The organism is Caldibacillus thermoamylovorans (genome assembly GCF_000751775.1).
GTDB classification, from domain to species: Bacteria; Bacillota; Bacilli; order Bacillales; family Caldibacillaceae; genus Caldifermentibacillus; species Caldifermentibacillus hisashii.
In genome coordinates this window covers 112,129-124,087 of sequence record NZ_CCRF01000061.1, presented here as the reverse complement: position 1 = coordinate 124,087, position 11,959 = coordinate 112,129, and the positions used below count along the sequence as shown (strand labels likewise).

Genomic DNA, 11,959 nt, shown 5'->3' with positions numbered 1-11,959 from the left:
TGTCGATGGCCGCTCCTATTTCTGTTAATGAGAAAAAAGAATTTATCCGCTGGTTTCTAAATCATTATCAATTGAAAAGGCGGGAATGTGTATGGATTTTAAATTATTTAATGAGCCATGATCAATTGATGGAAAAAGTCCATTTTGTGGAACATGCCGAATTTTGTCCCCGGGGAATTATAATGAGTACCCAATGTGTGGATGATGTCCCTTTTCGTTTTTACAAAGATTCTATTTTAACAACGGATGCTGAAAAATCTTTTCATGATATTCGACTCAATCGTGATCAGGAGATATATATCCAATTGAACTTTAAGGCAGTTCACAAATCGCATCAATATGCACTTGTTCTTGAGAATAATCCGTATATGCCGGAACACTTGGAGATTTCGGATAAGGACCGTGAACTTGCAGAACAGTTCTTACAAACCTCCATTAAGAATTTCCAACTGGAGCAAATTCGGGAAAAAATTGATAAAGCATTGGACCGGAAAGATAAAGAAGAATTTATCATGTTATCCGAACAGTTAAACCGGATTTTGAATCGATAGAAAAGGTGTCCGACCACGGGTTCTTTGTAGTTTTTAATGAACTTGCCCGTTCGTTGGGCACCTTTTTCTTTAAGTTAGTTGAACCAGTCGGGCATATATGGGCAGCAGTCCCACCTTTTCCTTTTATAAGCTCGAAAGTCTTGAGATGGAGGTCATGACTCGTTGTTAAGATGAAAAAACAAAACGGTAGTTTCATAAAAATGTCTAAAATTGTTCACAATTTATTCAAATATTTGTATAAAATTATGCTATCTTTATAATTAAACAAAGATATTTATTTGCTTAAAAAATTATTTTTGAAACAGATTTAGGAAAAGGGAGGTGAAAGAGTGCGTTGGACAGCTCAAGATTTTTCCACTTTCACTCTTTCAAAGGAATATATCGATACCGTTCTGATTCCAATGGTTCCAATCTCCTTTGATGAACGTGGAAAAGACGCTGCAAGTGGAAGCGAATTCATCCAAATGATTGCAATCGAAATTGAGCGCCAATTTAAAGGGAGAATCCTTCTATTACCATCATTTGTCTATTTTTTAAACTTTTCCGATCAAGATAAAAAAATGTTGCTTACCAAATGGCATCACGAACTGACTAAGAAATCGTTTAAACATCTTTTCTTTATCAGCTCTGACCAATCATGGAAAAGTATCGTTGAACAGTTAAAAGGAGAGTTGATTTGGATTCCATCTATTCCGCTTGAACATCTTGATGGAACGAATAAAATGGCCATTATCGATAATCAAGTTAAACAATTGTTGAATTTTTTTGTGGAAAAATGGCAGGCAGCAGAAGATGTAAATGCTTAGTAAGAATTGTGAAGTTGATAACTGAATAAAATATTATTTAATAATATTTATTATATTGACCTAATTTTGATGATGATATATTATAAAAATTGACTATGATAGAATGGGGTATACCCATTGAATTGCAAGATTGGAGGGGAGTAGGATGAGTGAACAACGGGTAACAAGGCGCCAATTCCTTAGCTATACGATAATGGGTGTAGGCGGGTTTATGGCGGTTGCTTCAGTGATGCCAATGCTGCGAATGGCAGTTGATCCTGTTTTACAGGTTGAAGCGGGGGGCGATTTTATTGCAACAACCGTGAAAGTTGATGAATTGACAAACGAACCGACTCGTGTCGATTTTCAATTTGAGCAGGAAGACGGATGGTATACGTCCAATGTAACACAAACAGCATGGGTATACAAAGATGATAAGGGTGAAATTATTGCACTTTCACCGGTTTGTAAACATTTAGGCTGTACGGTTAACTGGAATTCGAACAAAGACCATCCAAATCAATTTTTCTGTCCATGCCATAAAGGGTTGTATGAAAAAGACGGAACCAATGTACCGGGGACACCGCCTCGCGGACCATTAGACCGGTATAAGTATAAGGTAAAAGATGGCGTGCTTTATTTAAGTAGACGAGCAAGTGCGGTTAGGGGTGCATAAAAGTGTTAAACAAAGTATATGATTGGATCGACGAACGTTTAGATATTACCCCGTTATGGCGTGATGTTGCAGACCATGAAGTACCTGAGCACGTAAACCCGGCCCATCATTTTAGCGCATTTGTTTATTGCTTTGGCGGCTTGACTTTCTTTGTCGTTGTAATCCAAGTTTTGTCGGGAATGTTCTTATCTATGTATTATGTTCCGGATATTGAGCGTGCTTGGGAATCGGTATATTATTTGCAGAATCAGGTCGCATTTGGGCAGATTGTCCGTGGAATGCATCACTGGGGAGCAAGTATTGTGATTGTTATGATGTTTTTACATACGTTGCGGGTATTTTTCCAAGGTGCTTATAAAAAGCCCCGGGAGTTAAACTGGATTGTTGGGGTTTTAATCTTTTTTGTCATGTTGGCCTTAGGCTTAACCGGTTACTTGTTACCGTGGGATATGAAAGCGCTAAACGCTACAAAAGTTACTTTGGATATTGCACAATCTACACCTTTGATTGGTGATATGCTAAAAACATTGCTGAGCGGTGATGAACATATTGTTGGTGCAGAGACATTAACGCGTTTCTTTGCCATCCATGTATTTTTCTTACCGGCAGCATTGCTTGGATTAATCGGCTTGCATTTCCTTATGATTCGTAAACAAGGGATTTCAGGTCCGCTGTAATTTCAATGGGTTGAAGTTGTTTTGTATTAAGGAGGGGAACATATGAAGAGGGGGAAAGGAATGAAGTTTGTCGGGGATTCTCGTGTTCCGATCAATAATCGGAAGCCGAATATCCCGAAAGACTACTCGGAATATCCCGGAAAAACAGAAGCTTTCTATCCTGATTTCTTGTTGAAAGAATGGATGGTCGGGGCTGTCTTCTTAATTGGCTTTTTATGTCTGGTAGTTGTCGAACCGCCTCCATTAGAGAGGATTGCCGACCCAACGGATACCAGCTATATACCGATGCCGGACTGGTACTTTCTGTTTCTTTATCAATTGTTAAAGTATTCATTTGCATCAGGACCATATAATATTTTAGGTGCTTTTATCATTCCAGGGCTGGCTTTTACTGCTTTACTCTTGGCGCCTTTTCTTGATCGGGGACCAAAAAGGCGTCCGCTTGACCGTCCGTTTGCTACGGGATTTATGCTACTTGCGATTTGCGCTATATTTTATTTAACTTGGGAAGCCGCCGGTCATCATGATTGGGAAGCGGCCAAAAAACAAGGGATGATTCGTGAAGTTGTCGAGGTCGATAAAGAGGATCCGGCTTATAAAATTCTTGAAGCCAATACTTGTTTAAGCTGTCATGGCGGAAATTTGGAAGGCGGTTCCGGGCCACCTTTAGCAGGAACGAAATTATCTGTTGATGAGATTAAAGATATTGCAAAAAATGGAAAGGGTAGTATGCCACCGGGAATTTTCCAAGGAACAGATGAAGAACTGCAACAAATTGCCGAGTTTATTAAAAGTATTGAAAAATAATAATGGTCTTTTTCTAGGGTAAGGCTTTCGATTTCATTTGGTCAGCAGTTGACTTATATGAAAAAGAGGTCTTACCCTTCTAATTTGAAATTATTTTTTTTGGTTCCGTTTAAATCCGTTTATAATAGAATAGAGGTGATGCGAGTGATAAATCTTCAATATTTTTTAACAAGGAAAAAATTTCTTGTTATCTTGCTATTTATTAATGTTATCGGGACAATCTACGGTTATTATTGGTACGGATATCAATTGGCGGAAACCCCTCCAATTTTTTTACCGTTTGTTCCGGACAGTCCGACTGCCAGCTTTTTCTTTGTTTTCGTCCTCATTGCTTTTCTGTTCAAAAAAAATTGGCCATTGTTTGAGGCTTTGGCGATAATGACATTATTTAAATATGGGATTTGGGCGGTAGTCATGAATATCTTAACCTTGATTGTTTCAGGCTACTTGCCATGGCAAGGCTATATGTTAATTGCTTCCCATTTAGGAATGGCTGTTCAAGGTTTACTTTATTCTCCATATTATCGAATAGAAGGAAAACATTTAGTGATCGCTGCCATATGGACTTTACATAATGAAATCATCGATTATGTCTTTTTTATGTATCCTCGATACGGAGCGCTTGATCAATTTATTCCCCAAATCGGCTACTTTACATTTTGGCTAAGTATTGTTTCGATCTGGATCACCTTTTACTTTGGGATGAAAAAACAAAGAAAAACAATGGTATTTTAATTTTTCAAGGTCTATCCTTGTCCACTCTATCATACATTTTAGTAGGAATAGGGGGGACAGGAAATGAAACAATTAGTCATATTATTGACTTTATTTACCTTTTTAATTGGACCAGTAAATGGTGTACAAGCTGTAGAAAATGGGAGCGACCTCAATACATTGGATATGCTGGCGAATGAAGCCCTTCAACTTTCAAAAGCACAAAGATATGAAGAAACGCAAAAAGTTTTGAAGAATATTGGTGAGATACTTGAACATACGAGTGACATATCCGCTGATGAAAAGCGAATCTTACAAGTTGCCCATCATGAGTCAATGAGAACGATAGAAAACGGGACTTTTACAAATGAGGAAATCGTCAATCGTCTAACAAAGTTTCGCCTTGTTGTTGATGCAGTGATCACAGACTACGAACCCCTTTGGACGAATATGGAAAGTTCTGTTTTAACAGCATTTCAATCCGTGAAAGAAAAAATTGAACAAAAAAACTACCAACATTTTCATGAAGAATTTAACCGTTTTTTAAGCGTATATGACATCGTTTATCCGAGTATTATGTTGGATGTTCCAGTTGAAAAAGTTCAAAAAGTCGATGCCCAACTTCAATACTGGGAACAATATTCAAATAAGCTATTGAATAGTGATGATGGACTGGAAGCGATAGAAACACTCCAAAAAGATTTACAAAGTCTTTTTGAAAATGCCGAAGAAGATGAAGCCGATTTATCTTTATGGTGGGTCATTATTTCAACGGGAGGAATCATCATATTAACTTTATCCTATGTTGGTTGGAAAAAATACAAGGCTGAAAGAGCGGCTCACAAAGCAGCAAAAAAAGGGCAAAAAAATTGACATACACAGAGATATTCTATAAAATTTTTATAAAATAGAATAAGGAGGATGTAAATGGGAAGTTTCCTGATTTACTTTCTTATCATTACAATTATCCCAATATGGGCAAGTTTGCGAGTAAATGGTGCATACAAAAAATATTCGAATGTCCCAAATTCCACAGGAACCACTGGTTATGAAGTGGCCAGAAGAATTTTGGATTCGAATGGCTTATACGATGTTCAAATTGAAGAAACACGGGGATTTTTAAGTGACCACTATGATCCACGTGCAAAAGTAGTGCGGCTATCTTCAGCAAACTATCATGGTCATTCGATTGCAGCACTTGCTGTTGCAGCCCATGAATGCGGACACGCTATTCAGGATCAAGAAGATTATGCCTTTTTACGTTTACGATCTTCATTAGTTCCGGTGGCAAGTTTTGGTTCAAATACATCATGGATCTTAATAATCATCGGTTTCATGTTCCAAATGGCGAATTTGGCTTTACTTGGAATTATCTTTATGGCAGTAGCCGTACTATTCCAAGTTGTCACATTGCCGGTAGAATTTAATGCATCAAGTCGGGCATTAAACCAAGTTGTTTCCTTAGGCATTATTCGAAATGACGAGGAAAGAGGCGCAAGAAGTGTACTGAATGCTGCCGCCTTAACATATGTTGCTGCTGCTGCCGTTGCATTATTGGAACTGTTACGATTCGTTTTGATGTTTGTTGGAATGAACAATGATGATTAATAAAAATGACGAAACTGAAACAAGAGCTGATGATCATCAGCTCTTGTTTCGTTCAGTACTAAATATGGATTGGATTTTTGTTTTCATCTAAAGTAAAACCTTCACCTAACACTTCATGGACATGGGTAATCGTAACGAAAGCATGGGGATCGATCGCAGTTACAATATTCTTCAAAGGTATAATTTCACGTTTGGCAACAACACAGTATAAGATTTTTTTATTTGCTTTTGAATAATATCCTTGCCCTTCAAGAGCGGTTACACCTCGATATAATTCTGTACTTATTTTTTCTGCGATTTCCGAATATTTGTCGGATATGATGAAAGCACCCCGGCCTGAATAGGCTCCTTCCTGGATAAAATCAATTATTTGCGCACCTATAAACACAGCAACTAAAGTATACATTCCTTCTCTTGGTGTCAAATAGGCGATGATGGAAATGGTGATGACTGCCGCATCAAATAAGAACATCGTCCGTCCGAGCGGAAATCCTAGGAATTTTCGAACTAAGCGGGCGATAATATCAACCCCTCCCGTTGTTCCGCCGCTTCTAAAAATAATCCCCAGTCCCCCGCCGATAAACACCCCTGCAAAAAGTGCTGCTAATGTCATATCATGATCAAGCGGAATGGTAACTTGGTAACGTTGAAAAATTTCGAGGAAGAAGGAGAGGCCGACTGTACCGATAATGGTATAAATAAAACTAGTTTTTCCTAAATATTTCCATCCAAGGATAAAAACAGGAATATTTAAAACTAAATTGCTGATAGACGGATTAATTGAATATAAAAAATAAAGAAGTAATGTGATTCCGGTAAATCCGCCTTCTGCTAAATTATTTTGCATATTAAAATGGACGAGTCCAAATGAATAGATGGCTGTACCGAATAAGATAAGAAGGATATTTTTCATTTTGATGTTGACGGTAATTTTTTTCATAAGCATGTTCCTTTCTAAAAATGGAATTTCTCTCTATCAATCTAATGAGTCCGTCAATATTTTACTCTTTTCCTCAATCCATAGCAAATATTACTTTTCAACAATAAATGATTGTCATTCTCTCGTAATTTCAAGTAACATATACTATAGTAGCATTGCAAGATTCATCCAAAATACTAGAGGTGATACGCTTGAAAACTATCCATGACTTGCAAAAAGATGTCGATCAGTATATTTCCCAGTTTCAAGAAGGTTATTTCAGCCCTTTGGCATTAACGGCTCGAATGACTGAAGAATTAGGTGAACTGGCCCGGGAAGTGAATCATTATTATGGTGAGAAACCGAAAAAATCAACAGAGAAGGAAAAAACCATTGAAGAAGAATTGGGAGATATGCTATTTGTATTAATTTGTTTTGCCAATTCATTGGAAATTGACTTGGAAGAAGCACATAATAGAGTAATGGAGAAATTTAAAACGCGGGATGCAAATCGCTGGACAAAAAAGGAGGAGAATCACGATGACGAATCCAATTAAAATTGTTATTGCCGGGCCACGGGGGAGAATGGGACGTGAAGCCGTTAAAATGGTCACCTGTCAAAGGCATTTTCAACTGGTTGCCGTTATTGATAAAGAAAACGATGGGAAACAGCTTTCTGAAGTTGAATCGGAATTTCAGGGAGTGGATTGCCTGATTTATACCGATATACATACTTGTTTGAAACATACGGAACCGGATTGCTTAATTGACTTAACTGTTCCGAAAGCAGCCTTTTATCACGCCAAGGCGGCACTTGAATTAAATGTACGGCCGGTTGTTGGTACGACAGGAATTTCACCTGATGAGTTAGAAGAATTAAAAGCTCTTGCCAATGAGAAAAAGCTTGGCTGCATTATCGCTCCTAATTTTGCAATTGGGGCCGTATTGATGATGAAATTTTCTCAAATGGCAGCCAAATATTTCGGCGATGTTGAAATTATTGAACTGCACCATGACGGGAAACTGGATGCCCCGAGTGGAACGGCAATTAAAACTGCTGAAATGATTCATGAATATCGGGAGCCGAAACAACAAGGTCATCCGAATGAAACCGAAAAATTGACAGGAGCCCGTGGAGCTGAATTTTACGGTATGCATATTCATAGTGTCCGACTGCCCGGCTTAATTGCTCATCAGCAAGTGATATTTGGCGCAAAAGGCGAAACATTAACCATTCGCCATGATTCATATGATCGGTCATCCTTCATGACGGGAGTGAAAGTTTCCGTTGAGACAGTTATGAAACTTGATGGATACGTCTATGGTTTAGAGAACATTCTGGACTAACAAGGTTCCATCATAATAAAAAAATAGAGGTGTTTATAGATGAATATTGCCCTGATTGCACATGATCGAAAAAAAGATGATTTAGTTCAATTTGTTACAGCCTACCGTTATATTTTTGAAAAACACAGCCTTTTTGCAACAGGAACAACAGGTCAGCGAATTATCGAGGCTACCGGACTACAGGTGCATCGTTTTCAATCCGGACCTCTTGGCGGTGACCAGGAAATTGGTGCGAGGATTGCTAAAAATGAAATGGACATTGTTATCTTCTTTAGGGATCCTTTAACTGCCCAACCGCATGAGCCGGATGTTTCTGCACTCATTCGTCTTGCCGATGTCTATCGTGTTCCAATCGCAACAAATATGGGAACTGCGGAAGTATTGATTCGCGGTTTAGAAAGAGGAGATATTGATTGGAGAGAAGTCATCAAGAATATGAGACAATGAAAGTTTTTTCATTTTATCAGTTACGTGTAAGTATTTAGACAGGTGTTATTGTCTAAAATTATAGAAAAGTCACGACGGTAAAACATCGCAATTATCATTAAAGGATGGGATTATGAAACTAAAAATAGGAATTGTTTGTTATCCAACAGTCGGCGGCTCCGGGGTTATTGCAACAGAGTTGGGAAAAATGCTAGCGGAAAAAGGCCATGAAATTCATTTTATAACATCAAACATGCCGTTTCGTCTAAAGAAAATGTATCCCAACATTTTTTTCCATCAAGTGGAAGTGAATCAATATGCTGTTTTTCAATATTCCCCGTATGATATTCAGCTTGCTAGTAAAATTGCTGAGGTAGCGGATCGGGAAAAATTGCAAATTATTCATGTCCATTATGCAATTCCCCACGCCATTTGTGCGCTTTTAGCCAGGCAGATGGCAGAAACCGATTTTAAAATTGTCACAACATTGCACGGTACGGATATTACTGTATTAGGTCAAGACTCGTCTTTGAAAAAAGCCATACAATTTGGTATTGAAAAATCAGATGAAGTTACAGCCGTATCCAATGCGCTAGTTGATGAAACGCATCTTTTAATTACACCTATGAAACCAATTCGAACCGTATATAATTTTATTGACGAAAGAATCTACTATAAAATGGATGCTAACCATCAATTGAAAGCTGATTTTGGCGTTAAAGAAGATGAAAAAGTAATTATACATGTATCCAATTTCCGACCGGTCAAACGTGTGAAAGATGTGATTGAGTCATTTCAAAAAATTACGGAGATGATTCCGGCAAAACTATTGTTAGTCGGTGACGGCCCGGAAATGGGAAAAATATCACAAATGGTGGATGAACGTCATTTAACAAAACAGGTTCTTTTTCTTGGCAAGCAAGAGAATCTCGAAGAATTATATGCTATAAGTGACTTATTGTTATTGTTATCGGAAAAAGAAAGTTTCGGGTTAGTTGCGCTGGAAGCAATGGCTTGCGGTGTACCTTGTGTCGGAACGAATACCGGCGGAATACCGGAAGTAATTGAAAACGGACGAACGGGCTATATTTGTGAGGTGGGTGATATCGATATGATTTCCTCCATGTCTTTAAAGATTTTGCAAGATGATGAGCTTCATTGGCAATTTTCAAAAGCAGGAATAAAAAGAGCCCGGACCCAGTTTTCTTCAGGAAAAATCCTGAACCAATATGAAGATATTTATTACCAACTAATGGAAATGGATGAGTGATATGCTTGAGAAGTTTAAGAAGGCTGTTCCGGTTTTGGAAAAAATTGAACAAGCCGGATTTGAAGCGTATTTTGTCGGCGGTTCTGTCAGAGATGCACTTTTACATAGATCCATTGAGGATGTTGATATTGCAACAAGTGCATTCCCGGAAGAAATTAAACAAATTTTTCCAAAAACAATTGATGTCGGGATTAAACATGGTACAGTAGTTGTTATTTATAATGGTGAGAACTACGAAATTACCACGTTTCGTACAGATGGTGAATATACCGACTACCGCAGACCTGATAAGGTTACATTTATTCGTTCCCTTCAGGAGGATTTAAAACGGAGAGATTTTACGATGAATGCGATTGCTATGACGAAAACCGGTGAATTAATCGACCCGTTTTCCGGTCAAGAAGATATTAAAAACAAATTGATTCGAACGGTCGGAAATGCGGAAAAGCGATTTACCGAAGATGCTCTTCGCATAATGCGGGCCATTCGCTTCGTTAGTCAACTTAATTTTCGAATCGAGCAAGATACTTATAAGGCTATCGAAAAATACGGGGAGCTTTTAACGAATATTTCGGTTGAACGAATCTATGCGGAATTTCAAAAAATCCTTGTCGGGAAGAGTCGGAAACAGGCCCTTCGCTTACTTGTTGAACAAAATTTGCATCATTATTTACCAAAACTTAGCGGCTATGGACAAGAACTGAAACAGACTGCTGATATAATTCATCTGCCAATATGGAAAGAAGCGGAAATATGGGCGATATTACTCATCCTAATTGATAAAGAACCGGTTGACGCATTTTTACGTGCATGGAAAACACCTTTAAGAATAATTAAAGCAGTGAAAAAGATTTATGTGGCATACCAATTGCGGAAAGAACAGAGTTGGACAAAAGAAATGGTTTATTACAACGGGTATGATACGTGTATAAGTTCCGAAAAAATTTACTCTGTTCTGCATCATCTCCCTGTACAACAAAATGTGCAAACGGTGAAAAACATATGGGCTGATTTGCCGATTAACAGTCGTGAACAACTGGCGATTTCCGGATATGACTTAATGAACTGGGCAAATCAAAAAAGCGGACCTTGGATCAAGGAAACGCTAGAAAAAATCGAAAAGGCGATAATAAACAAGGAAATTGATAATGACAAGAGCAAAATCAAGGAGTGGTTGTTCCCGTGAAATCGAACGTTCGCAAAGATATTTTAAACGCATTCCGAAATGCAAAAGGGGAATATATTTCCGGAGAAAAATTGGCAAAGGAAATCGGTTGCAGCAGAACGGCTGTTTGGAAACATATTGAAGAGTTAAAAAAGGAAGGTTTTCAAGTGAAGGCTGTCCGAAAAAAAGGATATTTACTTGTTGAACATTCCAATAAACTATCGGCCAATGAAATTTACTTAGGGTTGGAGACGGAAGAAATTGGTCGCACAGTTCATTTTTATGAATCCGTTTCATCCACCCAAAAGTTAGCTAAAGAATTCGCATTGAATGGAGCAAAGCACGGAACATTGGTTGTAAGCGATGAGCAAACGGAAGGAAGGGGGCGACTAGTCAGGCAATGGTATTCTCCTAAAGGAACAGGATTGTGGATGAGTATCATCGTTCGCCCCGAAATCCCGATACAGAAAACGCCTCAGCTAACATTACTGACGGCGGTGGCTGTTATTCAGGCAATTGAAGCAACAACCGGTCTACATCCAACAATTAAATGGCCAAATGATATATTGATTAACGGCCGAAAAGTATGTGGCATTTTAACGGAAATGCAAGCTGAAGAAAACAGGGTTCAATCGGTTATTATCGGTATCGGTGTGAATGTGAATCAGAACAAGGCGGATTTTCCGGAAGAATTACAAACGATTGCTACATCATTAAAAATCGAAGCCGACAAAACCGTTAGCCGAACAAAGCTGTTACAAAATATTTGTTATCAATTAGAACAACTATTAAATGAATATTTACATACAGGGTTTAAACCAATTAAACAATTGTGGGAAAGTTACGCGAACTCAATCGGGAAACAAATTACTGCCCGTACGGCAAAGGGGAGTTATACCGGTTTTGCCATAGGAATTAATGATGAAGGTGTTCTCTTACTGAAGCAAGCCTCCGGGGAAGTAATGGAAATTTATTCTGCGGATATTGATTTGCCATAATACCGGATCATAAACA

15 protein-coding genes are annotated in these 11,959 nt (G+C 38.2%); 14 read left to right on the top strand and 1 reads right to left on the bottom strand.

Going from position 1 to position 11,959, the window contains the following annotated elements; genetic code table 11:
- The first annotated feature begins 5 nt into the window (after positions 1–5).
- The 8 genes from BT1A1_RS09985 to BT1A1_RS09950 all read left to right on the top strand — a co-directional run bounded on the left by BT1A1_RS09985 (position 6) and on the right by BT1A1_RS09950 (position 5,818).
- Complete coding sequence (locus BT1A1_RS09985; RefSeq protein ID WP_034770635.1) at positions 6–551, top strand: ReoY family proteolytic degradation factor; 546 nt, start codon at positions 6–8, stop codon at positions 549–551.
- 329 nt (positions 552–880) lie between these two features.
- On the top strand, positions 881–1,357 hold the full coding sequence (locus tag BT1A1_RS09980; RefSeq protein WP_034770634.1) for a YpiF family protein: 477 nt from the start codon (positions 881–883) through the stop codon (positions 1,355–1,357).
- 145 nt (positions 1,358–1,502) lie between these two features.
- Positions 1,503–2,012, top strand: coding sequence for a QcrA and Rieske domain-containing protein (locus tag BT1A1_RS09975; RefSeq protein WP_034770633.1), 510 nt, complete (start codon positions 1,503–1,505; stop codon positions 2,010–2,012).
- A 2-nt stretch (positions 2,013–2,014) separates the two neighbouring features.
- On the top strand, positions 2,015–2,689 hold the full coding sequence (gene qcrB, locus BT1A1_RS09970) for a menaquinol-cytochrome c reductase cytochrome b subunit (RefSeq protein WP_033828556.1): 675 nt from the start codon (positions 2,015–2,017) through the stop codon (positions 2,687–2,689).
- Positions 2,690–2,731: 42 nt separating this feature from the next.
- Complete coding sequence (locus tag BT1A1_RS09965; RefSeq protein ID WP_034770628.1) at positions 2,732–3,496, top strand: menaquinol-cytochrome c reductase cytochrome b/c subunit; 765 nt, start codon at positions 2,732–2,734, stop codon at positions 3,494–3,496.
- Between the two features lie 138 nt (positions 3,497–3,634).
- A complete protein-coding gene (locus BT1A1_RS09960; protein ID WP_034770825.1) occupies positions 3,635–4,231 on the top strand; it encodes a lipoprotein heptaprenylglyceryl N-acetyltransferase LhaT in 597 nt (198 codons plus the stop codon).
- A 63-nt stretch (positions 4,232–4,294) separates the two neighbouring features.
- A complete protein-coding gene (locus tag BT1A1_RS09955; RefSeq protein ID WP_034770625.1) occupies positions 4,295–5,083 on the top strand; it encodes a sporulation protein YpjB in 789 nt (262 codons plus the stop codon).
- A 54-nt stretch (positions 5,084–5,137) separates the two neighbouring features.
- Complete coding sequence (locus BT1A1_RS09950) at positions 5,138–5,818, top strand: zinc metallopeptidase (RefSeq protein WP_034770622.1); 681 nt, start codon at positions 5,138–5,140, stop codon at positions 5,816–5,818.
- A 58-nt stretch (positions 5,819–5,876) separates the two neighbouring features.
- On the opposite strand, the gene BT1A1_RS09945 is transcribed toward BT1A1_RS09950, so the two are convergent.
- The gene (locus BT1A1_RS09945) at positions 5,877–6,758 is read right to left on the bottom strand and encodes a YitT family protein (protein WP_034770620.1); all 882 of its coding nucleotides are present in this window, start codon (positions 6,756–6,758) and stop codon (positions 5,877–5,879) included.
- Between the two features lie 185 nt (positions 6,759–6,943).
- Between BT1A1_RS09945 and BT1A1_RS09940 the strand changes: the two genes are divergently transcribed.
- The 6 genes from BT1A1_RS09940 (at position 6,944) to BT1A1_RS09915 (ending at position 11,943) form a co-directional block, all read left to right on the top strand.
- Positions 6,944–7,294, top strand: a complete 351-nt coding sequence (locus BT1A1_RS09940) for a nucleotide pyrophosphohydrolase (protein ID WP_034770823.1) — start codon at positions 6,944–6,946, stop codon at positions 7,292–7,294.
- Entirely contained in the window at positions 7,278–8,084 is an 807-nt protein-coding gene (gene dapB / locus BT1A1_RS09935; protein ID WP_034770618.1) for a 4-hydroxy-tetrahydrodipicolinate reductase, read from the top strand. The genes BT1A1_RS09940 and dapB overlap by 17 nt, the downstream gene beginning before the upstream one ends.
- 39 nt (positions 8,085–8,123) lie before the next feature.
- Positions 8,124–8,531, top strand: a complete 408-nt coding sequence (mgsA, locus tag BT1A1_RS09930; RefSeq protein WP_034770616.1) for a methylglyoxal synthase — start codon at positions 8,124–8,126, stop codon at positions 8,529–8,531.
- Between the two features lie 112 nt (positions 8,532–8,643).
- Positions 8,644–9,780 (top strand): N-acetyl-alpha-D-glucosaminyl L-malate synthase BshA, encoded by a 1,137-nt coding sequence (bshA, locus tag BT1A1_RS09925; protein ID WP_034770614.1) that lies wholly within the window; start codon positions 8,644–8,646, stop codon positions 9,778–9,780.
- Between the two features lies 1 nt (position 9,781).
- Positions 9,782–10,966 (top strand): CCA tRNA nucleotidyltransferase, encoded by a 1,185-nt coding sequence (locus tag BT1A1_RS09920; RefSeq protein ID WP_034770611.1) that lies wholly within the window; start codon positions 9,782–9,784, stop codon positions 10,964–10,966.
- The gene (locus tag BT1A1_RS09915) at positions 10,963–11,943 is read left to right on the top strand and encodes a biotin--[acetyl-CoA-carboxylase] ligase (RefSeq protein WP_034770609.1); all 981 of its coding nucleotides are present in this window, start codon (positions 10,963–10,965) and stop codon (positions 11,941–11,943) included. The genes BT1A1_RS09920 and BT1A1_RS09915 overlap by 4 nt, the downstream gene beginning before the upstream one ends.
- Positions 11,944–11,959 lie beyond the last annotated feature (16 nt).

Bases quoted from the DNA above. Each gene is read 5' to 3' on its own strand.
- BT1A1_RS09985 (WP_034770635.1), top strand. From the start codon at position 6: ATGGCCGCTCCTATTTCTGTTAATGAGAAAAAAGAATTTATCCGCTGG.
- BT1A1_RS09975 (WP_034770633.1), top strand. From the start codon at position 1,503: ATGAGTGAACAACGGGTAACAAGGCGCCAATTCCTTAGCTATACGATA.
- BT1A1_RS09965 (WP_034770628.1), top strand. From the start codon at position 2,732: ATGAAGAGGGGGAAAGGAATGAAGTTTGTCGGGGATTCTCGTGTTCCG.
- BT1A1_RS09960 (WP_034770825.1), top strand. From the start codon at position 3,635: ATGCGAGTGATAAATCTTCAATATTTTTTAACAAGGAAAAAATTTCTT.
- BT1A1_RS09955 (WP_034770625.1), top strand. From the start codon at position 4,295: ATGAAACAATTAGTCATATTATTGACTTTATTTACCTTTTTAATTGGA.
- BT1A1_RS09950 (WP_034770622.1), top strand. From the start codon at position 5,138: ATGGGAAGTTTCCTGATTTACTTTCTTATCATTACAATTATCCCAATA.
- BT1A1_RS09945 (WP_034770620.1), bottom strand. From the start codon at position 6,758: ATGAAAAAAATTACCGTCAACATCAAAATGAAAAATATCCTTCTTATC.
- dapB (WP_034770618.1), top strand. From the start codon at position 7,278: ATGACGAATCCAATTAAAATTGTTATTGCCGGGCCACGGGGGAGAATG.
- mgsA (WP_034770616.1), top strand. From the start codon at position 8,124: ATGAATATTGCCCTGATTGCACATGATCGAAAAAAAGATGATTTAGTT.
- bshA (WP_034770614.1), top strand. From the start codon at position 8,644: ATGAAACTAAAAATAGGAATTGTTTGTTATCCAACAGTCGGCGGCTCC.
- BT1A1_RS09920 (WP_034770611.1), top strand. From the start codon at position 9,782: ATGCTTGAGAAGTTTAAGAAGGCTGTTCCGGTTTTGGAAAAAATTGAA.